The 23,239-nt window shown below is 62.6% G+C and carries 21 protein-coding genes; 7 read left to right on the top strand and 14 right to left on the bottom strand.

What is annotated here, in order from left to right:
* Positions 1–3: 3 nt before the first annotated feature.
* The 5 genes from N8A98_RS16330 to N8A98_RS16310 are packed head-to-tail and all read right to left on the bottom strand — an operon-like array spanning position 4 to position 4,678.
* A complete protein-coding gene (locus N8A98_RS16330) occupies positions 4–900 on the bottom strand; it encodes an ABC transporter ATP-binding protein (RefSeq protein ID WP_262166833.1) in 897 nt (298 codons plus the stop codon).
* Positions 897–1,721, bottom strand: a complete 825-nt coding sequence (locus N8A98_RS16325; RefSeq protein ID WP_262166830.1) for an ABC transporter ATP-binding protein — start codon at positions 1,719–1,721, stop codon at positions 897–899. The genes N8A98_RS16330 and N8A98_RS16325 overlap by 4 nt, the downstream gene beginning before the upstream one ends.
* Positions 1,718–2,557 (bottom strand): ABC transporter permease, encoded by an 840-nt coding sequence (locus N8A98_RS16320; protein ID WP_262166829.1) that lies wholly within the window; start codon positions 2,555–2,557, stop codon positions 1,718–1,720. The genes N8A98_RS16325 and N8A98_RS16320 overlap by 4 nt, the downstream gene beginning before the upstream one ends.
* A gap of 3 nt (positions 2,558–2,560) precedes the next feature.
* Entirely contained in the window at positions 2,561–3,559 is a 999-nt protein-coding gene (locus N8A98_RS16315) for an ABC transporter permease (RefSeq protein ID WP_113123839.1), read from the bottom strand.
* Positions 3,560–3,562: 3 nt separating this feature from the next.
* Positions 3,563–4,678 carry a glycoside hydrolase family 172 protein gene (locus N8A98_RS16310; protein WP_262166827.1) on the bottom strand — a complete coding sequence of 372 codons (1,116 nt, stop codon included), beginning with the start codon at positions 4,676–4,678 and terminating at the stop codon, positions 3,563–3,565.
* Positions 4,679–5,018: 340 nt separating this feature from the next.
* On the opposite strand from N8A98_RS16310, the gene N8A98_RS16305 reads away from it, so the two are divergent.
* On the top strand, positions 5,019–6,023 hold the full coding sequence (locus N8A98_RS16305; protein WP_262166826.1) for a LacI family DNA-binding transcriptional regulator: 1,005 nt from the start codon (positions 5,019–5,021) through the stop codon (positions 6,021–6,023).
* A gap of 29 nt (positions 6,024–6,052) precedes the next feature.
* Here N8A98_RS16305 and N8A98_RS16300 read toward each other — a convergent pair whose 3' ends face one another.
* Positions 6,053–6,856, bottom strand: coding sequence for an alpha/beta fold hydrolase (locus N8A98_RS16300; protein ID WP_262166824.1), 804 nt, complete (start codon positions 6,854–6,856; stop codon positions 6,053–6,055).
* 310 nt (positions 6,857–7,166) lie between these two features.
* On the opposite strand from N8A98_RS16300, the gene N8A98_RS16295 reads away from it, so the two are divergent.
* The 3 genes from N8A98_RS16295 (at position 7,167) to N8A98_RS16285 (ending at position 10,566) form a co-directional block, all read left to right on the top strand.
* Complete coding sequence (locus N8A98_RS16295) at positions 7,167–8,600, top strand: MFS transporter (protein WP_262166822.1); 1,434 nt, start codon at positions 7,167–7,169, stop codon at positions 8,598–8,600.
* A gap of 309 nt (positions 8,601–8,909) precedes the next feature.
* A complete protein-coding gene (locus tag N8A98_RS16290) occupies positions 8,910–10,034 on the top strand; it encodes an NADH:flavin oxidoreductase/NADH oxidase (RefSeq protein ID WP_262166821.1) in 1,125 nt (374 codons plus the stop codon).
* A gap of 97 nt (positions 10,035–10,131) precedes the next feature.
* Positions 10,132–10,566, top strand: coding sequence for a hypothetical protein (locus N8A98_RS16285; RefSeq protein ID WP_262166819.1), 435 nt, complete (start codon positions 10,132–10,134; stop codon positions 10,564–10,566).
* Here the strand turns inward: N8A98_RS16285 and N8A98_RS16280 are convergent, their stop codons facing one another.
* The 4 genes from N8A98_RS16280 to N8A98_RS16265 all read right to left on the bottom strand — a co-directional run bounded on the left by N8A98_RS16280 (position 10,567) and on the right by N8A98_RS16265 (position 15,976).
* Positions 10,567–11,796: an FAD-dependent oxidoreductase gene (locus tag N8A98_RS16280; RefSeq protein WP_262166817.1), complete on the bottom strand. Its 1,230-nt coding sequence runs from the start codon at positions 11,794–11,796 to the stop codon at positions 10,567–10,569. It lies immediately after the preceding gene.
* Positions 11,797–13,722, bottom strand: a complete 1,926-nt coding sequence (locus N8A98_RS16275) for a potassium transporter Kup (RefSeq protein ID WP_262166816.1) — start codon at positions 13,720–13,722, stop codon at positions 11,797–11,799.
* A 156-nt stretch (positions 13,723–13,878) separates the two neighbouring features.
* Positions 13,879–14,493: an NADPH-dependent FMN reductase gene (locus N8A98_RS16270; protein WP_262166814.1), complete on the bottom strand. Its 615-nt coding sequence runs from the start codon at positions 14,491–14,493 to the stop codon at positions 13,879–13,881.
* Between the two features lie 277 nt (positions 14,494–14,770).
* Positions 14,771–15,976, bottom strand: coding sequence for a multidrug effflux MFS transporter (locus tag N8A98_RS16265; RefSeq protein WP_262166813.1), 1,206 nt, complete (start codon positions 15,974–15,976; stop codon positions 14,771–14,773).
* 184 nt (positions 15,977–16,160) lie between these two features.
* Between N8A98_RS16265 and N8A98_RS16260 the strand changes: the two genes are divergently transcribed.
* Positions 16,161–16,808, top strand: a complete 648-nt coding sequence (locus tag N8A98_RS16260; protein WP_113123849.1) for a TetR/AcrR family transcriptional regulator — start codon at positions 16,161–16,163, stop codon at positions 16,806–16,808.
* A 236-nt stretch (positions 16,809–17,044) separates the two neighbouring features.
* Here N8A98_RS16260 and N8A98_RS16255 read toward each other — a convergent pair whose 3' ends face one another.
* The 3 genes from N8A98_RS16255 to N8A98_RS16245 all read right to left on the bottom strand — a co-directional run bounded on the left by N8A98_RS16255 (position 17,045) and on the right by N8A98_RS16245 (position 20,366).
* Positions 17,045–17,788 carry a pyridoxine 5'-phosphate synthase gene (locus tag N8A98_RS16255; protein ID WP_262166811.1) on the bottom strand — a complete coding sequence of 248 codons (744 nt, stop codon included), beginning with the start codon at positions 17,786–17,788 and terminating at the stop codon, positions 17,045–17,047.
* Between the two features lie 94 nt (positions 17,789–17,882).
* Complete coding sequence (gene ilvN, locus N8A98_RS16250; protein WP_035101021.1) at positions 17,883–18,437, bottom strand: acetolactate synthase small subunit; 555 nt, start codon at positions 18,435–18,437, stop codon at positions 17,883–17,885.
* 159 nt (positions 18,438–18,596) lie between these two features.
* On the bottom strand, positions 18,597–20,366 hold the full coding sequence (locus N8A98_RS16245) for an acetolactate synthase 3 large subunit (protein WP_262166808.1): 1,770 nt from the start codon (positions 20,364–20,366) through the stop codon (positions 18,597–18,599).
* 331 nt (positions 20,367–20,697) lie between these two features.
* On the opposite strand from N8A98_RS16245, the gene N8A98_RS16240 reads away from it, so the two are divergent.
* Positions 20,698–21,156, top strand: a complete 459-nt coding sequence (locus N8A98_RS16240) for an SRPBCC family protein (protein WP_262166806.1) — start codon at positions 20,698–20,700, stop codon at positions 21,154–21,156.
* Positions 21,157–21,290: 134 nt separating this feature from the next.
* Positions 21,291–22,724 (top strand): inorganic phosphate transporter, encoded by a 1,434-nt coding sequence (locus N8A98_RS16235; RefSeq protein WP_262166805.1) that lies wholly within the window; start codon positions 21,291–21,293, stop codon positions 22,722–22,724.
* Here N8A98_RS16235 and N8A98_RS16230 read toward each other — a convergent pair.
* Entirely contained in the window at positions 22,691–23,155 is a 465-nt protein-coding gene (locus N8A98_RS16230; protein WP_262166803.1) for an NUDIX hydrolase, read from the bottom strand. The genes N8A98_RS16235 and N8A98_RS16230 overlap by 34 nt on opposite strands.
* Between the last annotated feature and the right edge of the window lie 84 nt (positions 23,156–23,239).

The raw sequence follows: 23,239 nt of genomic DNA, 5'->3' as shown, positions 1-23,239 counted from the left end.
TGGTTAAGCGTGACGGTCAGTTTGGTGCATTGGCGCACCTGCCTGCCCGGTCGGGTTGGTCCGGTATTTGGCGTCGATAGCAGCGAACTCGCCCCAGCGTTCCTCAACGGTTGGGATCGCGGCCATCAATTCGCGGGTATAATTATGCGTGGGACGGTCCAGGATGTCGGTTGGCACGCCGCTCTCCACCACCCGGCCGGCATTCATGATCGAGACCTGGTCGGACAGGTAATAGGCGGTCGAGAGGTCGTGCGTGATGTAGATGAAGGACACGCCCTGCTCTTCCACGATCTGGCGGAACAGGTTGACAATGCTCATGCGCAGCGACGCGTCGACCATGGACACCGGCTCGTCCGCCACGATCAGCTTTGGCCGCGGAATAAGGGCGCGGGCAACGCTGATGCGCTGCAGTTCGCCACCGGAAAACTGGCGGATATACTTGCCGCGAATGCGATCGAGGCTCAGCCCGACCGAACGCAGCGCACGGTCGCAAACCTGGTCCACGTCGGCGCTGGTATGGGCGATTTTAAGGTTGATCGCCGTCCTGCGCAGATAGTCCTCGATCGGCAGATAGGCACTGAATGCCTCGAACGGGTTCTGGAAAATCGGCTGGACCAACCGGCGGAATTCGAGATCGTCGACGCGATCCTTATGCCGTCCGGTCAATGGCCGGCCAAGCAGGCGAATGCTGCCCGCGCTGGGTTCGACCAGACGCAACACCATGCGGGCCAGCGTCGTCTTGCCCGAGCCGGACTCCCCCACGATGGAGAAGACCTGCGGCACCGCCGGCATGGAGAAGGACACATTGTCCACCGCCTTGAACCCGCTGCCGGAGAACAACCCGCCCTTGCGGTATTCCCGGCTGACGCCATCCACTTCGAGAATGGGAACGCCGCTCATGCGTGCTCTCCCACCACATCGGCCGAGCGCTTGCCATGCAGGCGCGGCAGCGAGGCGATGAGGTTCCTGGTGTAATCGTGCTGCGGATTGGCAAAGATCTCGGCCGTTGGCCCGGCCTCCACGATCTTGCCCTTGTACATGATCGCCAGCCGATCAGTGATCTGGTAGTGCACGCCCATGTCATGGGAGACCAGCACCAGGCTATTGCGCTGGCGCCGCTGGATTTCGACCATCATCAGCAGGATTTTCTTTTGCACCACCACGTCGAGCGCCGTGGTGGGCTCGTCGGCAAGGATGAGACGGGGATTAACGAACGCGGCAATGGCCACCAGCACCCGCTGGCGCATGCCGCCGGAAAGCTGGTGCGGATAGGCGTTGAGCACATTTTCCTCAAGCCCGAAGCCGGCCAGGAAATCCACGATCCGCTGCCTGAGCGCCCTTCGGCCACCCTGCCGCTCGCGATCGGGCAGCCCGTCGATCACCTGTTTCTCGATTTTCATCAGCGGGTTGAGCACGCTCATCGAGCCCTGCGGGATATAGCTGATCTGGTCCCACCAGAGCTTGCCGAATTCGCTCGACGGCGCGTCGATCGCATGCCCGGTCCGCGCATCCTCGAAGTGTCCGCGAACGGTGCCGCTCTTGATCCGCAGTCCCGTGGAAAAGTCGCCATACACGGCCCGCATGAGCGTCGATTTGCCCGAACCGGATTCCCCGGCAATGCCCAGGATTTCGTTGTCATTGATGGTGAGGCTCACCCCGTCCACGGCGGTGACGAAGCCGGACGTGCCGTAACCCACCGTGACGTTGTCGATGGTGATCATACGCTCATCCTCCGGGTCGCGGACTGCATGGACAGGCCCGAGGACACGAGGAAAAGGCCGATGAACAAGAGCACGATGGACACCACAGGCGATCCGATCCAGACGAATTTTCCGGCCAGCAGCGCCTGATAGTTGATGGCCCAATAGATCATGGTGCCCAGCGTCGCCTGCTGGGCGCTGGAGAGCCCGATCACCGCGACGGCGCTTTCGGTCGAAATACCCACCAGCACGGTGTTGATGAAATTGGCCGCCGACCACCCCGCAATATAGGGGAAGATGTGGCGCACCAGGATGCGGACACTGGATTCCCCGCTGAACCAGGCGACGTTGATGAACTCGCGCTCGCGCATTGTCAGCGCCACGGCCCGCACCTGCCGTGCCGGATACGGCCAGTTGAAGAGCACCAGGATGAGCCCGATGATCGGCAGCGCCAATTGGCCACCAAACAATGCCGCCATCAGGATCAGGATCGGCAGCGAGGGAATGCACAACAAGGCATCCATGAAGAATGACAGCACCTTGTCGAGCCAGCCGCCGGCATAGCCGGCAGCCAGGCCGAGAAACACGCCAATGACGGTGGAAAGCCCGGCCACGATCAATCCCAGCAGCAGCGAATTGCGCAGCGCATGGGTCAAAAGCCAGAACACGTCTTGTCCAAGGCTCGTGGTGCCCAGCAGATATTCGGCGCTGGGATTCTGGTTGCGGGGTGCCGTGTACCAGACCAGGGGGTCCGATGGTGCGAACCAGGGCAATATCACGCCCATGACCACGAACACGGCGACAAGAAAGAGGCCGAGATACAGTCGAAACGGCGCATGGGTGAAAAAGCTGCGCATGGTCTATCTGTGCCTGATACGGGGATCGATGAGCGGGTAGATCAGGTCGATCACCATGGTCGCCGTGGCAACCGCGATGACCGAAAGGCTGATCGTGCCCATCAGGAGGTTGAAGTCGCCCTGCAGCACTGCCGAATAGATCAGCAGCCCCAAGCCCGGATAATCGAACAGGATCTCGGTGATCAGCGACCCGTTGAACATCAGCCCGATTTGCAGCGCCAGGAACGTGATCTGCGGCAGGATGGCATTGGGCAGCACATAGCGGGTGAGAATGCGCCCGTCGCTGAGCCCCTTGAGCCGGGCATAGCGCACGAATTCTTCTTCCCGCAGCGCTGTGGTCTGCGCCTTCACCGAGATCACCCACCAGCCAAACACCACGATGACGATGGACATGGCAGGCAGGAACGAGTTCCAGGCAATGCTGGCGATCAGGTCCCAACTCCACGGCGCCCCGCGAATGGTGGTGGTCAGCGGAAAGATCTTCCACACATAGGAAAACAGGATCGAGAGCACGAGCGCCAGGATGTAGTAGGGGATCGGATAGAGGCAGATCGCAATGCCTTCCATCACCCGCGAGCTGTTGCTGGTCGGGCGCCAGCCCGACAGCAGGCCGACGAAATTCCCCAGCACCCAGGCGATCAGCGTGGAGACCAGCAGCAGCCCGAAAGTCCAGGGCAGCGCGTTCCAGATCAGTTCCATCACCGGGGTCGGATACATCGATAACGATGGGCCGAAATCGGCGGTGAAGACGATGCGCTTGATGAAGGCCCAATACTGCTCCAGCAGCGAGCCATTGAGCCCGAACGTGTCGGCAAGCGACTGGCGCAGCATGTCCACCTGCGCGGCATCCATATAGGCGCCCTGGGAGGCGACCTTGGCCAGCATGGCTTCGACCGGATCCGTCGGGCCGAGCCGCGGCACGAAGAACAGCACGGTGAGCGCAAAAACGATCACCAATACATAGACCACGAGCCGCCCGGCAATGTAGCGGAGAAGGTTCATGGCCTAGATGACTTCGAGATAGTCGCGGTCGGGAAGCTGCGAGAATGGCGCGGTGGGCAACACCTGGTACCAGAAGGCGACCGAGGCGATGTCGTCCTGCAGCGGCAGGTAGCGCCGGTCCTTCTTCTCGGTGCGCCAGCCCAGCGCCTGCATGGTGACCCGCAGGTCGGTGTCGAAGCGGATCGGATCATGGATATGCCAGCGATACATGCCGAAGCGCATCTGGCTCTGGTAGACGCCATCGGCCCGCAACACCTGCGGCAGCCCGGCATAGGGCGTGGTGAATTCGCGGTAGGCGCTCTCCATGGTCTCATCGACCACGCCGCCGTCGAAATTATAGGCGCCGCAGAAATAATCCTCGGTACCGGTGCCGCAAACGGTGGGGAATTGCTTGTCCCCGTCCATGAAGAACTTGATCTCGCCTTCGCCCCACCAGCCCGAATTATTGGTGCCCCAGGCCATGTAGGTGCCCACATAATGGCCCTTGCCCTGCACGCCATCGAGAATGGTGTAGTCCTGCTTGAACGGCAGCGGATTGGTGCGGCGGAACTGCGCATGAAAATAGGCGGCGTCCTCGGGCACCTCGGTCAGCGCATAATTCACCTGGTAATAGATGATGCCATGCTCGTCGGGATCGCGGTTTTCGATCGTGATGCGGGCGCGCTGGCGGAACGGCATCTGCCAGTAGCAATTGAAGGCGCGTCCCGGATTGACGCAGACCGCCAGCGAGGTCACCTGGGCAAAGCGGTTCCAGCCCGAGCAGAAGAAGTCGCCCACCGGCGCCTCGACGGACGGATGCTCCTGGTTGTCCCAGTAAATGCGCAGGATGAGGTCGCGCCAGCGCAGATTTGCCGTGGTCAGCCAGATCTGCTGGATGGCGCCCGGACCTTCGATATCGGCAAGCACCCGGGTTTCGCCGGGCTCGATGCGGATGGACGGCGAAACTTTCCAGCCCTGCCCCAGGCCACGCGCGCAGCTGGCGCCGGTGCCCTCCGTTGCCATGCCGCCACGGCCCTTCTCCCCGGTGAAGTTCTCGGGGGAGATCGAGCGGGTCCTGGCATCCGATAGGCGGTAGAGATTCCCGAGATTGAGGTCGAGGCCGGAAAAAGGTGCGTTCATGAATTTGCCAGAGTGAATGAGGTCAAAGCGGGGGCGGACACGGGCCAGCCAAGCGCTGGCACATGGGCGAAAGGACGGAGCCACCGACGCTCGCAAAAACCGTCGGGAGAGGCTGCCACTCGTGAATGATTAAGCTCGCGGAACCTCGGCTAAGCGCTGTCGAAAAGGCTCATGCATCGTTCTCCCTGAAGGCGATTCGGCACTGCACTCATGTCAGTTTGGCCATCTGCCGCCGGGAATTGTTTCCCGACGAGCAAACCGTAGCACCAAAAAATCGGTTTGCAAATGCATTCACAAACCGATTTGCAAACTGCCCGCTTGGATGCTAGCGAATTAACCCATGACAACGATCTCCAAGGTTGCCGAACGCGCCGGCGTGTCCCGGACCACCGTGTCGCATGTGCTCAATCATGCCGACCGCGTGTCCCCGCATCTGCGCGAACGCGTGATGCAGGCCGTGGCGGAACTGGGCTATTTCCCAAATCCGCAGGCGCAGAGCCTGCGCACCGGCCGCACCAATATGGTCGCCATGCTCATCCCCGACATCCGCAACCCCTTCTACCCGGAGTTGGTCAAGACCGTGCAGACGGACCTGGAGGCGGTTGGTCTGGACACCCTGATCTTCAACACCGATGTCCCCGGCGGCCATAGCCAGGAGCACGTCTACGAATATCTCAGGCAAATCCGCAACAAGCGGGTCGATGGCCTGATCATCGGCGACTTTGCCCTCCACGGCATGCACGACGCCCTGTTGAGCATCGACATCCCCACGGTCTTTATCGGCAAGCTCCCCAACCAGGCCGTCGATAGCCTGCGGGTCGACGATGAGAGCGCATGCTACGACATGGGCAAGTATCTGGCAGAACGCGGTCATCGCCGCGTGGCGCAGATCACCGGCCCGCATTTCTTCAGCGAGGCGATGGACCGCGCCCGCGGTCTGCGCAATGGCCTGCTGGACAGTGGCCTGGCGCCCGACGACATCCTGGAATGGGAAGGGACATTCCTGGCGCCATCCGGAATTGAAGGCGTCGACTGGCTGCTAGAGACGCACAAACAGCACATGCCCACGGCACTATTCTTCGGCAACCACCTGATGACGCTCGGCGGCATCGCCCGCCTGTTCGACCACGGCATCCACGTCCCGGAAGACCTTGCCGTCGCCGTCTACGGCGACCAGCCACAGATGAACTATATCCGCCCGCACCTGACCCGCGCCGGGGTGCAGCCGGCCCTGCAAGCCAACATGGCCACGCAGATGCTGCTCGAACGCCTCAACGGCACCTATAGCGGCCCTCCCCGCACCAAAGTGCTGACCGGCAGTCTTCAGAAAATGGACAGCGCCTAGCGGGGAGGAGCGGCACGCGGATGGAATGTCTATTCACCGTCTCCGATAAATCCCAGCGCAATCTCGGCCAGTTGCGGCGAGATCATCGTGTAATGCGTCAGCCCCGGAATGATCGCCAGCCGGTTCTGGTTCATCCCCGAGCCATCCCAGCCCGCATCATGCTGGCCGCCACCCAATAGCTCGAAGAACTGAGCCATGTGGCTGGTCTTTATCGCGTCCCAATCACTATAAACCAGCATGGTCGGCATGTTGAGGCTGCCGATCTCGGCGGAATAATCGAACCCACCGCGCATCATATCGCCGACCTTGTCGAGCAGAATGGGGAAGTGTTGCTCAGCATCGGGCTGTTCGGCGGCATAGGCATTGTAGAGCGGCGAGCCCACCATGCCGGCCGCCATTTCGCCGGTCATGGCGCGCATGCCTTCGGCATTATAGCTGTGCCAACCCTCGAACGCATAAGGCGCGGACACCACGATCAGCTTGCCGACCAGTTCAGGCCGATCGAGCGCCAGCCGCAGCGCGGTCGTCGCCCCCAGCGAATAACCAAGCACGGCGGGCGCGTCCAATTTCAGATATTCGATCACGCCGGCAACGTCGGCGGCCATAGCCTCAAAGCTCATCGGCCGCTCAAACGGCAAAGTATGGCCATGCCCCTGCAGGTCGATGCCGATGACCTGGTGGTTCTCGGTCAGAGTCCCAACGATCGGCGCGAAACTGCTGGCCGACATCAGCCCGCCATGCAGCAGGACGATGGGCGTACCCTGCCCGTGCACCTCATAATAAATCTCGACGCCATTGACCGGCGCATAGCCTGATTGAACGGGAGTGGGCATGGCGGGAGTCTCCTCTGTGGTTTGAGCAAGGGCTGGATTGACGGCGGCGAATGCCGTCAGCGCAACGAGTGAGCGAAACAAGCGTGCGAACATGGTGTTCTCCATTCGAGCACGGGAGCCAGGCCACAATGGCCGGCTTTGACCACACGACGAACAAACCAGCCGCAAATCGACATGCCCGCCATTTTTCCAACCCGCCTGTGCTAGCCTCGTCCAAGCGGGTTTCGACACCGCTCAATAAAACAAGCAATTGCTTTTTTAATTTGCTGGATATAACAAGACACAACTTGTTTATTCCAGGGAGGCCTATATGTCTGAAACTTCCAGCAGCGGCAGCTGGGCGGAGATCTTTGCGCCGCGCTATGCCACGGTCACGCTGATCCTGTGCCTGGGCGTTGCGCTCTTCGCCTTCAACGCCTTTCTCGCCGGCACGGCGCTGCCCACTGCGGTACTGCATCTGGGCGGCATCGAGCTAATTTCCTGGGCGCTGACGCTCTATCTGGTCTTTGCCATCATGGGTGGCGCCGGCGCCGCGCTGATCAAGCAACGCCTCGGCTCGCGCACCGCGCTCTTGGCCTCCAGCGCCGTGTTCCTCGTCGGCACGCTGATCGCCTCCAATGCCTCCACCATGACCGAAGTACTGGTCGGCCGCTCGTTCCAGGGCCTGGGCGAAGGCATCGTCGCCGCCATCTGTTTCGCGCTGATCCCCGAACTCTTCCCCTCCCGCCTCGTGCCCAAAGTGTTCGGCACCCAGGCCTCGGTCTGGGCCGTGGCCGCCTTTGGCGGACCGCTCGGCGCCGGGCTATTGACCGAACTGGTGTCTTGGCGCGCCGCCTTCCTGGTCAATGTGCCGCTGGTGTTGATCTTTGCCGTGATGGTCATGTTCGTCGTGCCCGGCAAATCCAGGGATTCGGACACCCAAAGCCCCGGCTTTCCCGGCATTCGCCTGCTCACCATTGGCGGCGGGATCATGCTGGTTGCCCTGGCCAGCATCGCCCCGCCGCTGCAAGCGACGGCATTGCTGGTCGGCGCCGCATTGCTGCTCGCCGGCTCGGTGCTGCTCGATCGGCGCAGCCGCGTCCGCCTGATGCCGACGGGTGCCTTCTGGCCCAATTCGGTGATCGGCAGCGGCTTCTGGGTCGTGCTGCTCATGCCCATCGCCGGGGCTTCGGCCGCCGTCTATCTGGTGCTGCTGGTGCAGCAGCTCTGGGGCTATGGTCCCACCCTGGCCGGCGCCATCGGTGCAGTCATGGCCGTGGCCTGGAGTCTATCTGCCATCACCGTGGCCAATGTGCGCGAGCGCGCGACGCGCAAAGTGCTGATCCGCACCGGCCCTGCCCTCATCACGCTTGGCCTCCTGGGCGTGCTGGTTGGCTTGCTCACAAGCCAGATCGTGATCGTCCTGATCGCACAATTGGCGATCGGCGCGGGGTTCGGCATGTCCAACGGCTATCTCAACCTCACGCTGATGGAATCGGCCAGCGACGCCGACCGCGACCGCACCTCAGCCCTGCTGCCCACCACCCAATCGGCCGGCAACGCCATCGGCGCGGCTCTGGCCGGCGTGGCTGCCAATTCTGCCGGCTTTGCCACCGCGGTCACATCAGACCAGATCCACCACGCGATCATCCCGGTCTTCGTGCTCGGCGCGGCCGTCGCGGCCCTGTCCTTCGTCGCCGCCCTCCGCATGACCGGGCTGGTCGGCCGACAGACCACGCAATCAAGCTTCGCCACCGCCCGTTAGGTTCGACATTCAGCCGCGAGCCGCGATCCAGTCCCCTCCCCCTTGAGGGGAGGGCTAGGGTGGGGGTGTCGGACCATCAATGAACTCGGCGCTCGCCTGGGCCCCGACACCCCCACCCTCAATCCCTCCCCTCAAGAGGGAGGGAGGTCAGCTTTTTCGCATATGCGAAAAAGCGGGGATCGCGGCTCGCAAACCGCCATTTGCAGACCGGCCTCAGTGAATGTTCCATCGGCACTTGCCGATGAATATGGGAATGTGCATGCTTGTGGCGGCCGCCTCCCGGCCCTGTTTGACCGCCACGAGCCCCCTATGCCTCAGCTTTTCTCGCCTGCCACCCTGCGCGGCGTCACCCTGCGCAACCGCACCGTCGTCGCCCCCATGTGCCAATATTCGGCCAAGGATGGCTTTGCCACCGATTGGCACCTGGTGCATCTGGGGCGCTTTGCCATTGGCGGTTTTGGCCTCGTCATTCTGGAAGCGACCGGCGTCGTTCCGGAAGGCCGCATCTCCTATGGCGATCTTGGCCTGTGGAAGGACGAACACATCCCCGCCCTCGCCCGCATTGTGCAATTCATCCAGAGCCAGGGTGCGGCGGCGGGCATTCAGCTCGCCCATGCCGGCCGCAAGGCCTCGACACCCGTGCCGTGGCGCAATGGCTTTGACGAAACCGAGGCGGAAAAGCACGCCATCGGTTTCGAGAGCTGGACCCCGGTGGGCCCAAGCCCGCTCATCCATGCCGAAAACCGCAATTTCACCAAGCCCACCGAACTGGACGACGCAGGCATCGCCCACATCATCGAGGCCTTCGCGGCGGCGGCAGTGCGCGCCAATCAGGCCGGCTTCGACACGGTCGAAATCCACGCCGCACATGGCTACCTGCTCAACCAATTCCTCTCCCCGCTCGCCAATAGGCGCACCGATCGCTATGGCGGCAGCCGGGAAAACCGCATGCGGCTGGTGCTCGAAGTGGCCGAGGCCGTGCGCGCCGTCTGGCCCATGGACAAGCCCCTGCTGGTGCGCCTGTCGGTCAGCGATCATCACCCCGATGGCTGGCAGACCGAGGATAGCGTCGTGCTCGCCCGCGAACTCAAGGCGCTGGGCGTCGACGCCGTCGATTGCTCGAGCGGCGGCTTTGATGGCGCCTCGATCAAGACCGGCCCCGCCTATCAGGTGCCGCTGGCCAAGGCCGTGCGCGACGGCGCCGACATTCCCGTCATGGCCGTGGGCCTGCTCGGCGGCGACCCCAAGGCCGATGACGCATTGATCGCCAAGGGCCACACCGATTTCATCGCCCTGGCGCGCGGCGCGCTCGACGATCCCAACTGGCCCCAGCATGCCCAGCAGGCGCTCGGCATCACCGATTATGATCTATGGCCCAATCAGACCAAGCGCGTGAAGGAATGGCAGCGCGTGATGAGCGCTATTGCCGAATAGCAACGCAGCCAACCTAAATTCGCCGTTTTTTCCCCGCTCCCTTGGCGGGCGCGGGGATAATCACCAGATGCATGGTGAGACACGGGAGAAGTGCCGGATGGATACCAAAGCTGCGATCATTGCTTTGCTGAGCGTTTGGGGCGTTGGCGCGGCAAGTTTGCCCGCCGCAGGCCAGGATGCCCAGGACGTCGAAGACGCCACCGACGATGCCGGGGAAACCGCCAACCCGCTGCTCAACAAGGTCTGGGTCCGCACCGATGACGATCCCTCGCGCCCGGGCCCGATGCAGATTTTCCTTGAGGACGGTACGCTGGTCTCCGACAGCTGCTGGGAAACCTATCGCCTCTCCAAATGGCAGCAGGTGTCCGACACCGCCATCAGCTGGGACGAGGATGGCATGACCATCAATGCCGATATTTCCAGCGTCACCGCCACCGAACTGGTACTCAGCCTCAAGCTGGGCAGCGACGTGCAGGAACAGCATTTCGCGCTGGCCAGTGTGCCCTATGTGTGCCCGGACGTGGTGAAGTAGCTAGCCGCGCGGCGGTGCCTTCAGATCCAGTTTCTTGATCGGCGAGAGCAGCGCCCCCGCGACAATTGCTGCCAGCAATTGCGGGGCCGGCGGGATTTTCGCCAGCACCGACACGAATAGATCGCGGATCACCGGCAGCACGCGGCTGTCCGATTGATAGAACGGCGTGAACATGGCGCTGAGCGCCTGATACAGCCTGACATGGCCGCGCCGCAGCTTGGCGTAATGGGCCAGCGCCTTGCCCAGATCATCGGGATGCTCGCGCAGCGCCAGGTGCAGCGCGCGGGCGTCGAGCAGCGCCATATTGGCGCCCTGCCCCAATTGCGGGCTGGCCGAATGGGCGCTGTCGCCGACAAAGGCCAGCGCCTCACCAGCCGGCACTGTCATGGTGTGGTGGGCATAGCGCGCCAGGGTCATATCGGCAAAATCGTCCACAGCATCGAGATGGACTTGCACGCCCGGCCAGTGGCTCAGCACCTCCGCCTTCCAGGCGGCCAAGCCGTTTTGGCGGATCGCTTCGTAGTCGTCTGGCTTGAGGCTCCAGAAGAAAGCCGCCAGTGGCGGGCCATCAGGACTCGAACGCCCGATGGGCAAGACGCCGATCATGACGCTGGCCGCCCGGTAGCGTTGGGTCAGCGCCGTCGCCTCAAACCCTTGCTCATGCCAGGGGACGGTGCCCCAGATGGCGCCAAATGGCAGGCTGCGCGATTTGCCCTGCCCGGCGGAATGGGGCTTCAAAGGAGAGCCACTACCCAGACAGTCGATCACCAGATCGAATGGCTCGGTGCGCTGCTCCTCGGCCAGGATAACCGCGCGGCGTCCATCGGATAGATCGCTCAAGGCAGCGACGGCATGGCCGGTGCGGATGGGAATGCCCGCCGCCAGCACGGCGTCATGCAACACGCTGAACAACGCCGCGCGGTGAATACCAAGCCCGCGCCCAATACCCGGCAGGCTATTGTAGCGCACGTCGAGCACCACCCGGCCGGTGCGGGCATCGGCACCATGCAAGCGCTCGATGGGTGCGCCGAGCGCCTCTATGGCGTCGAGCAATCCGAGATCGTGCAATACGGCCTGGCCCGTGGGCTGCAAGATAAGCCCCGAGCCCAGCGGCTTGGGCGCGTCGAAGCGTTCGAGGATGACCGTCCTATGTCCCAACCGCCGCATATAAAGCGCAGTGGCGAGGCCAGCCGGCCCCGCGCCACAAATGGCGATATCCAGAGATGCCAACTACAGCACGACCTGGGTGCCGATTTCCACCACGCGGCCGGTGGGGATATGGAAATATTCCGTCGCGTCGCTGGCATTGCGCGCCAGCCGGGTGAACAACCGATCCTGCAGATTGCGGATCAGGCCATTCTTCAGCCCGGGCTTCAGCGAGCGGCGGGACAGGAAGAAGGAGGTCGACATGATATCGAACTTCCAGCCCAGCTTGCGGGCCAATACCAGTGCCTTGGGAATATTGGGCGTTTCCATATAGCCAAAGGTGACGACGACACGGCTGAACAGCTCATTATAGGCGTCGATGGTCACTTTCTCGTCGTCAGGCACGCGCGGCGAGGCCGAGGTGCGCACGGTGAGGATGACATTCTGCTCATGCAGCACCTTGTAGTGCTTGAGACTGTGCAGCAGCGCCGTCGGCGCGCCTTCGATATCGCTGGTCAGAAACACCGCCGTACCCGGCACGGTATTGGGCTTCTTCTTGGAGAGATTGTCGACCAAAAACTGCAACGGCACTTCGTCGCGTCGGGTCTTTTCCGACAGGCGGCGCCGACCGGCCATCCAGCTCCACATCACGACGGCGACCAGTGCGGCAACCACCGCCGGCACCCAGCCGCCCTGGAACAGCTTGGACGCATTGGCGACGAAGAACGCGCCATCGAGCATGGCAAAGAACACGCCAAAGCCGATCACCGCCAGCGGGTGCCACTTCCAGTTGCGCCACATCACCACCACCAGCAGCATCAGCGTCACGATCATCACGCCCGACACGGCAATGCCATAGGCATGCGACAAGGCTGCCGAACTGCGGAACGCCACCACCAGCAGCAGCACGCCCACCATCAGCATGGCATTGATCTGCGGCATGTAGATCTGCCCGCTCTGGGTTTCGGACGTGTGCTCCACCACCATGCGCGGCAACATGTTGAGCGCGATAGCCTGCTGGGCCAGGCTGAACATGCCCGAAATCACCGCCTGGCTGGCAATGATGGTCGCCGCCGTGGCCAGCGCCACAAAGGGCACCAGCGCCCATTCGGGCTGCATTTCAAAGAACGGGCTCTCGACATTTTCGACGCCGACACGGAGCACGAAGGCCCCCTGCCCGAAATAGTTCAGCAACAGGCACGGAAACACCATGCCAAACCAGGCGATGACGATCGGCTTGCGGCCGAAATGGCCGAGGTCGACATAAAGCGCCTCAGCACCCGTGACGGCGAGGAAAATCGCGCCGATGACCACAAACGAAATGCCGATATGGGTGGCGAGGAATTCGAGCCCCAGGAACGGATTGATCGCCCACAGCACCACCGGATAATCCACGATATGGACCAGCCCGGATATGCCCAGCGTCAGGAACCAGATCGCGGTGACCGGCCCAAAAACGATCGATACCTTGGCCGTGCCGAAGCGCTGGACCATAAAGATGCCGATGATGATGACGATGGTGATCGGCACCACAAAACGCGTCAGGTCAGGCGCCACCACTTCCAGGCCTTCGACGGCTGACAGCACCGACATGGCGGGCGTAATAATGGCGTCGCCGAAAAACAGCGCCGCCCCCACGACCCCGAGTCCCGTAATCCAGGCCGGTGGATTGGTGAAGGTCTTGCGCGCCAGGGCGATCAGCGACAGCGTGCCGCCTTCCCCGTTATTGTCGGCGCGGGTGACGAAGAAGATGTATTTGACCGCCACGGTCAGCGTCAGCGCCCAGACGATCAGCGACAGCAGGCCCAGGATTTCGGTGGCGCTCGAGGCGGCGCCGGGGCGGATATGCATGGCCTCGCGGAAAGCATAGATCGGGCTCGTGCCGATATCCCCATAAACCACGCCGAGCGCCCCCAGAACGAGGACGGGCAGGTGCTTGTCAGGATGGGAATGTACGGCGCCGCTCGCATCGACTCCGGCGGTGTCGCCGGCAGCGTTCGTCTGCGTCATGAACCTTGTGCTCTCTTGATCAGGGCGGGCGCCGCTATACACCCGCCGCCAGTCACACACAACACCATGTCGCCACATTGGTTTCAATGCAACAGGGGCCGTCCCTTCTGGAACGGCCCCTGCTGGTAAACGAAGGTTTGGAGGTCTTCGTAAGGCTTATTCGGCGGCCTGGGCGACAGCAGCGTCTTCGTCACGCGCGGCCTTGGTTGCCTTGGCCCACCAGGTCAGCTGGTTCAGCATGTCATTGGCGGAGTTGCCGATCGAGGCTTCGAGATCGGCAATGGTCTTGGTGCCACCGAAACCGGGATGCACGGCGGCAAAGTCGGCGCCACCGATATGCACGGCCGAACGGGTCGGAACCATCTGCAGCTCAACGCCGATATTGCGCAGGTGCTCGACAGCGCGAGCGCCACCGACCGAACCATAGCCCACAGCGCCGAACGGCTTCTTGTTCCAGTTCACATAGGCCTGGTCGAGAGCGTTCTTCAGGGCGCCGGTGATCGAGCGGTTATATTCAGCGGTGACGAAGATATAGCCATCGAATTCGCTGATCTTGTTCTGCCAGCGGATGGCTTCCGGATTGGCCGAAGGCATCCAGGCATTGGAAGCCATTTCGTCAAAGAACGGCAGGTCGAAGTCGCGCAGGTCGACGATTTCAGCCTGCAATTCGGGGCGCTCGTTGACCTTGTCGGCAATCCACTTGGCAGGCAGTTCACCAAAGCGGGTCGGGCGGGTGGACGAGATAATGACGGCAATCTTGAGTTTGGACATTGGAGCCCTCCTTGGTAACAAATCGTAACTGAGGCGATATATGTGCCTTTAACGAAAGCTGGCAAGGAGGCACTATTTGGTGGTGCGGGGACACCAATTGTCCTTAGGCACATTTATGTAAGCATTGGTGGGAGCTGGGTTTTTTGTGGTTAGGACACCAAATCTGCCCTAATCAAGCCGCGCCGTCAGCTCATCCCTGACGCACTGTTCGACCTGCTATGACAGTGGTGCAGGACTAGGCAGCGATGAGGGCGCCGGCAGTGCCGGCACCCCAAGCTTATTCGGCTGCTGCCGCCAGCGGCGCGCGCGACCGCTTGATGGTCAGGCGCGTCAGCGCAAAAGCGATGATAGCGCAAGCCGCGATGCCCAGCACCATGGGCCGCGCAGTTCCATCAAAGAAGCTGCCGACGATGCCCATCACCACCGCAGCCGTCACCAATTGCAGCGTGCCCATCAGGGCCGAAGCCGTACCCGCAATGGCGCCATGCTCTTCGAGCGCCAGCACCGCCGTGGTCGGGATCACGAGGCCCAGGAACCCGTAGCCGACGAACAGCAGCGCGGCGAGCACATCGAGCCGGTCGACACCCAGCGCGAAGACCGCCGCCAGCGCCACCATCACCAGGATAAAGCCATTGACCGCCGTGCGCACCACGGCATTGAGGCCATAGCGGCGGGTCAGCACGCCCGTCAGCTGAGAGACGCCGATGAACGACACCGCATTGATCGAGAACATGATGCTGTATTGCGTCGGGTTCAGCCCATAATGGTCGATCAGGATGAAGGACGAATTGGCGAGGTACGCCATGAAGCTGGCCATCCCGAAGGCGCCGATCATCGACAGGCCCAGGAAATTACGGTCGCGCAGCAGCACGCCATAACCCTTGATGGCGCTGCCGACGCTGCTTTCCAGCCGCGCCGAAGCCGGACGGGTTTCCTTGAGGAAAAACGCCACCAGCAGGATGCCGAGCAGGCCAATGCCGGCCACGGCATAAAAGATCACGCGCCAGTCGCCGAACTGCACGATAAGGCTACCGCCCAACGGCGCCAGGATCGGCGACACCGAAAAGACCAGCATCAGCAGGCTCTGCAATTGCGCAGCATCCGCACCGGTATAGCCATCCCGCACGATGGCGCGCGGCAATGCCATGGCGGCACAGGCGCCAATGCCCTGCACGAAACGGGCCACGACCAGCCATTCGATTGAGGGGGCAAGCGCGCAGGCAATGCCGCCGGCGGTGAACAGCGCCAGGCCGAAATACAGCGGCGGCTTGCGCCCGACCATGTCGCTGACCGGGCCGTAGAACAACTGGCAGACCGCAATGGCGGCCATGAAAGCCATGAGGCTGGCCTGTACGCCGGCAGTGTCGGCACCAAGGCTGGCGCCGATAGCCGGCAAAGCCGGCAGATACATATCGATGGCGAAGGGACCGATGGCCGACAGCAAGCCGAGCACCAGCGCCGCGCGCAGGATTGTTGGGTTCATTTTCGAATACCTCTCGGCCGCCGCCGAAGCCACGAGCCGCACATTGGGAAAAGCTGTTCGGCGCGGTGGGGAGGCACGGCAGCCGATGACCCGATATTGGACACAAGTGTAAAATCAGTCAAGCACCGGCGTCAAATATTTTTGACAATGTTGTAAAATTAGGCATTTCGTGTATGGTGAAGCCATGAGTCAGATCGAGCTGCTGCCCACCGAAAGAGCCTTTCCCCGCGCCGTCGCCAAGCGGCAGGCGATTCTGGATGCGGCCAAGCGCGCTTTTGTCCGCGACGGCGTCAGCGCTGCCGGCATTGATGCCATCGCCATCGAAGCCGGCGTCTCCCGACAGACCGTCTACAACCAGATCGGCGACAAGGATCAGCTCTTCATCGCCGTGGTCGAGGACGTCACCGCCCGCTCCAGCGCCTCGCTTATGCAGGTGCTGCACAGCTTTCCCGACAAGCCCGACAATCTCGAACAGGCCCTGACCGATTTCGCCGCGGGCCTCCTGGGCCGCTGCATGTGCGACATCGATGGCCGCGCCCTCGCCTCATTGATGGAGCGCGAAGCCCATCGCTGGCCTCACCTGTTCAGCGCCTGGAAGGAATATGGTCCCGGCAAGGACTGGCCGGTCATCGCCGCAGTTTTCGCCAAGCTCGGCCGTGACGGCTATCTCGAGATCGACGATCCCAGCCTGGTCGCGCGCCATTTCATGGCACTGATCAACGCGGACCTCCCCAAGGATCAGGGCATGTGCACCCGCCCCACCGAAGCCGCGGTCCAAAAGGCCGCGAAAGCGGGGGTGGCGACGTTTCTAAGAGCGTTTGGGAAACGCTAGCTCCCTCAGCAGAGCCCGTAACGCCCTCAATAGACCTCACGGTGAGCCTGTCGAACCACGAGGTCGTGGCGCTCTTCACTCCACCACGCCTGCCTTGTCGACCCACTAAGCTCGTCACCCACCCACGGTGTCATTCCCGCGAAAGCGGGAACCTCCGTTTCTTCCATATGCGGCAAACAGAGGTTCCCGCTTCCGCGGGAATGACACTGTGGTTAGGGCAGTTGTAGCTTACGCCCCTACCCCTCCAACACTTCCCGATACCGTCGCACCGCCTCCGGGAACCCCATCAGCAGCGCATCAGCCGTCAGCCCATGCCCGATCGAGGCTTCATCCACGCCCTTCACTGCGGCCTGGAACGCTGGCAAATTCTCCAGCGTCAGATCATGCCCGGCATTGAGCCCCAGCCCCGCCGCATGCGCCGCCGCAGCCGTATCGGCCAGCGCGGCCAGCTCCGCCTCAGCCCGCGCCGGATCATCATAGCACCCGCCATAAGGCCCGGTATAAAGCTCGACCCGATCCGCACCCGTCGCCTTGGCCGCGCTGATCCCCTTGGTCCCCGCATCCGGATCACAGAACAGCGAAATCCGCCGGCCCGGCTGCTTGAGCTTTTGCACCACCGAGGTCAGGAAATTGTTGTTGGCGTGGAAGTCCCAGCCATGGTCCGACGTCGCCTGTGCCGGATCGTCTGGCACCAGCGTCACCTGCTGCGGGTTGACCAGCTCGATCAGCGCGATGAAATCCTCGCTCGGATAGCCCTCGATGTTGAACTCAGCCTGCGGATATTCATCCCGCAATAACGCCGAAAGATCGAACACATCACTGCGCCGGATATGCCGCTCGTCCGGCCGCGGATGCACGGTAACGCCGCTGGCACCCGCATCGAGCACCACCTGGGCCATGCCCACCACGCTCGGCCACGGCAGATCACGCCGGTTGCGAAGCTGGGCGACGGCATTGAGATTGACGGAAAGCAGGGTCATGGCAGGGACTCGAAAAATGCTATCCCTGCCATATACCAGACTGGGCGCGCCGCCCAATCGAACCTTGTGATAACAGCGATCAATAAGCGGCGGCCTACATCCCCTGCGGACCGCGCGAAATGGCCGCCAGCCCGGTCCGCACCACTTCCACCAGACCAAGCGGCTGCATCAGGGCGATGAAGCTGTCGATCTTGGCCGGCTTGCCAGTGACTTCGAACACGAAGCTCTCGACACTGGCATCCACGATCTGCGCCCGGAAGGCGTCAGCCAGGCGCAGCGTTTCGGCGCGATGATCGCCCGAACCCGCCACCTTGATCAGCGCCAGCTCACGCTCCAGCGAAGCGCCCTCGGCCGTCAGGTCATGCACCTTGTGTACTGGCACAAGGCGCTCGAGCTGCAGCTTGATCTGGGTCAGCGTCTTGGGCGTAGCAATGACCACAACGGTGATGCGACTAAGTCGCCGCCCGTGTTCCGTCTCGCTGACGGTCAGGCTTTCGATATTATAGCCGCGCGCCGAGAACAGGCCGACCACGCGCGCGAGAATCCCCGGCTCGTTATCGACCAGAACCGACAGAGTATGCCGCTCGATCTCCTGAGTTTCCTTGGTCAGGAAATAAGCCGAGCCGGTAGGCTGCAAATGTGCGTTCATTTTTTGGTTCCTCAAGGCTTTGGATCGTTGCACCGCCCCTGCCACCCTCACAGTGTCATTCCCGCGAAAGCGGGAACCTCTGTTTAGTGGCAGAGAAAACGGAGCTTCCCGCTTTCGCGGGGAATGACCCGGTGAATGGTCACCGGGCTCCGTGTGCAATCACACCAACTGCCGTCCCTTCTCGTCGATGATGTCCCCGATATTGGCGGTATCAGGCAAAATGATCTCGTTATGCGGCTTGCCCGATGGGATCATCGGCAGGCAGTTCTCATCCTTCTCGACCAGCACGTCGAACAGCACCGGACCGTCATAATCGAGCATTTCGGCAATCGCCGCGTCGAGCTCTGCCGGGTTGTCGCAACGAATGCCCTTGCCGCCATAGGCCTCGGCCAGCTTGACGAAATCGGGCAGCGATTCCGAATAGGAATGCGCGTAACGCGATCCATGCAGCAGGTCCTGCCACTGGCGAACCATGCCCATGCGCTCATTGTTGAGAATGAAAATCTTGATCGGCAGGCGATACTGCACCGCCGTCGACATCTCCTGCATCGTCATCTGCACCGAGGCTTCGCCGGCAATATCGATCACCAGCGCATCGGGATGGGCCACCTGCACGCCGACCGCGGCCGGCAGGCCATAGCCCATCGTACCGAGCCCGCCGGAGGTCATCCAGTGATTGGGCTTATCGAAATGGAAGTGCTGGGCGGCCCACATCTGATGTTGGCCCACTTCGGTGGTGATGAACACCTCCTTGCCCTGCTTCCTGGTCGCCTCATACAGCCGCTCGATGGCGTATTGCGGCTTGATCACCGTGTCGGAGTTCTTGTAGCCGAGCGAATCCACCGCGCGCCACTTCTCGATCTGCTTCCACCATGGCGCGATGGCCTCGGTGCGCGGCTGATTGGTCTTGGAGCGCCAGATGCGGACCATTTCGCCCAGCACGCGCTCGCAATCGCCGATGATCGGGATGTCGACGCGCACCACTTTGTTGATCGAGCTGGGATCGATATCGACATGGATCTTGCGGCTATTGGGCGAGAAGGCATCGATACGGCCGGTGATCCGGTCGTCGAACCGCGCGCCGATATTGATCATGACGTCGCAGTCATGCATGGCGAGGTTGGCTTCGTAAGTGCCGTGCATGCCCAGCATGCCCATCCATTGCGGATTGGATGCGGGGAATGCACCCAGCCCCATCAGGGTCGAGGTCACGGGAAAGCCGGTCAGTTCGGCCAGTTCGCGCAGATGCTTGGACGCTTCCGGGCCGGCATTGATCACGCCGCCACCGGTATAGAAGATCGGGCGTTCGGCCTTGAGCATCAGATCGACAGCCGCCTCGATGGCAGCGGTGTCGCCATCCATCTGCGGGCGATAGCTCTGGTGCCGCAATGTATCGAGGTCGGGCATGTAATAGTCGCCCAGCGCAAACTGCACATCCTTGGGAATGTCGATCACCACCGGGCCGGGGCGGCCGGTCGTGGCGATGAGGAAAGCCTCATGCATGATGCGCGGCAGGTCTTCCACGCGCTTCACCAGATAATTGTATTTGGTGCAGGAGCGGGTAATGCCAACCGTGTCGCATTCCTGAAAGGCGTCGCTGCCGATCAGCGTGGTGGGGACCTGGGCGGTGATGCAGATCAGCGGGATGGAATCCATCAGCGCATCGGTCAGGCCGGTCACCGCATTGGTCGCGCCGGGGCCCGAAGTCACCAGCACCACGCCGGGCTTGCCGGTGGAGCGGGCATAGCCTTCCGCCATATGGGTCGCGCCCTGCTCGTGGCGCACCAGAATGTGCTGAACCTTGTCCTGCTGGAACATGGCGTCATAGATCGGCAGGGCCGCGCCGCCGGGATAGCCGAAAATGTGCTCGACCCCCTGATCGGTCAGCGCCTGTATCACCATTTCTGCGCCGGTCATCTGTTCGGCCATCGTAAAGTCCTTCCTAAAGTCCACTGCTTGGCCCGATCTCGTAGCGGCAAAAACCGGGCAATAAAAAAGGCCCCGTTCGGGACCTGTTTTCGGCGCACCAGCTATCGCGCGGGATTTTATCCCACGTTGCCGATGCGCCTGCCTACTACGAGAATGAGTGCCCGCACGGGACCTCTCCTTAAATTACCGGGGCATTGATAGGTGCAAGCCGGCGCAGGTGTCAATAGCGCAGTGGCGAATGGCACAACACTTAACTCATAACTTAATCGTTGACAGCCTCGATTACCATCACTTAAGGTTCAACTTAACAGTCAACGGAGAGGAACCACAAATGACCGAACGCTCCATCGCCCACGGCACCTTTGTCATCGAGCGCAAATACCCCGCCGATCCCGCCCGCGTCTTCCGAGCCTGGGCCGATCCCGAAATCAAGAAGCGCTGGTTCGCCGCCGGCAATGACACCAAGGTCTTCGAATTCCGCGAGGGCGGCCGCGAATATGCCGAGGGCGATGGCCCCAATGGCGGCAGCTACAGCTATGACGTGACCTATCAGGACATCGTGGAAAACAACCGCATCGTCTATACCTACCAGATGAGCCTGGGCGGACAGCGCATCTCGGTCTCGGTCGCCGCTGTCGAACTCTTCGCCGATGGCACCGGCACCCGCCTCACCGTCACCGAACACGGCTGCTTCTTCGACGGCCTCGACACTGTCGACCAGCGCAAGCAGGGCACCGAATGGCTGATGGGCGAGTTGGGCACCGAGCTGGCCCGCCAGCTGGCCAACTAGCCTTCCCATTTCGGTCGACAAATGCTGCAAACAATTGTCCAAGGTGGAGACCCCATTCTGGACAATGCACCGCAGATGATTTCGGCCAGCCCAACCTCCCTGCCCCGTCGCGCTGCAGCGCCGCGAGCCTTGGCGTGAACCGGGCCCTGCTCATCGTCATCGCCGCTCTCTTCGTGGGGGCCGCAGTGCTCTGGGCCACCTGGTTCATTCCCGATGGTCCACTGCGCTACCTGGCGGTGATCGGCGCGGCCGCAACCGCCTATATGGCGCTCAATGTCGGCGCCAATGACGTCGCCAACAATGTCGGCCCGGCCGTGGGCGCCAAGGCCATCACCATGGGCAGCGCCCTCGCCTTGGCGGCCGTCTTCGAGATTTGTGGCGCCCTCTTTGCCGGCAATGAAGTCATCACCACGGTCTCCCGCGACCTGCTGGTCTGGGACCATGGCTTTGCCGACCGCACTATGATGCTGGCCATGATCTCCGCGCTACTGGCCGCCGCCCTGTGGATCAATATATCGACCCTCTTCGGCGCGCCCGTCTCCACCACCCACGCCATTGTCGGCGGCATTGTCGGCGCCTTCGCCGCAGCGGCCGGGCTAAACGCCGTCGCCTGGCCCGTGGTCGGCACCATCGCCGTCACCTGGACCCTCTCCCCCATTCTCGGCGGCATCCTGGCCGCCGCCATCCACGCCCTTATCCGCAAGCTGATCACGCGGCGCATCGACAAGGTCGGCGCCGCCCGCCTCTGGGTGCCGCTGCTGGTCGCCGCCATGGCGGGCCTCTTCACCGGCTATCTCAGCACCAAGCTGCATCCACAGGGCTGGCGCCCCGATGTCTACACCATCGCCGCCATTAGCCTGGCCACCGCCGCCCTCGGCTGGATCATCGCCATGCCCTGGGTCCGCATGAATTCACTGACCATGGAAAACCGCAAGAAGCAGGTCGGCCGCCTGTTCCGCCCGCCGCTGATTGTCGCTGCCGCCCTGCTCTCTTTCGCCCATGGCTCCAACGACGTCGCCAATGCCGTCGGCCCCTTCGTCGCCATCCTCTCCGCCATCGGGGCAGCGCCGAGCCCCATCGCCGGCGGCATCGCGCCGCTCTGGACCCTGGCCATCGGCGCCTTCGGCATAGCCTGTGGCCTGGCGCTCTTCGGCCCCCGCGTCATCCACACCATTGGCGAGCAGATCACCAAGCTCAACGAAATCCGCGCCTTCTGCGTGGCCCTGTCGGCCGCCGGCACGGTCCTGCTGGCCTCGGCCTTCGGCCTGCCCGTCTCCTCCACCCACGTCGCGGTGGGCGCGGTGTTTGGCGTGGGTTTCCTGCGCGAATATCTGGCCATGCGGAACATGCAGGGCGCCGCCGCCGGCAATGCGCGCTTCCTCGATCCGGCTTCGCTCAACGCCACCCCGGAAGAAGCCATCGCCCGCGAACGGCGCCATGATCGGCGTTATCTGGTGCGCCGCCTCAAGGTCGCGCGCATCGCCGCGGCCTGGGTCATCACCCTGCCCGCCGCCACCGCCATGGGCGCGCTGCTCTATTGGTTGGTGAGCTCTGTCATCAGCCTGTGATACAGCCGGTCGGCAACTCGCGTCAGTGCGCGATCCCTGAGCAGCCGCTTGGCTTCACCGAGCAACACCCAGTGCCGCCGGCGTTGCTCCATCTCGTCCCAGCTGTCGAGCTGGTCTTCCACCAGCAGCGGATAGAGATCGACATCGACCAATTGCCCCTTGTCGCTCAGGCGATAGCTGCCCAGCGGCTCGGTGCCCACCACGCCAGTCACCCCGGCCTCCTCGAAGGCTTCCTTGGCCGCGCTGTCCCACGGCGTCATGCCCTGGCTGATCGAGCCCTTGGGAAAAATCCAGCGCCCGGTGCGGCGCGAGGTAACCAGCAGGAACACCACCCGCCCGTCGCGCACCACATAGGGCACCGCGCCGGATTGGCGAAGCCCGGGCGCCGAATCGACCCTCGGATTCCACAGATTGAAAAATTCACGCAGCATGGCTTGGTTCTAGGGCAATCGCATCGGCGTCGCCAGCCAACAAAAAAGGGCCCGCAAGGGGCCCTTTCGTCAACGCAAACCGCC

Source organism: Devosia neptuniae, from assembly GCF_025452235.1.
Classification (GTDB): Bacteria; Pseudomonadota; Alphaproteobacteria; order Rhizobiales; family Devosiaceae; genus Devosia.
Note: the sequence above shows the minus strand (reverse complement) of the source record. Positions and strands in the feature narration are given on the sequence as shown.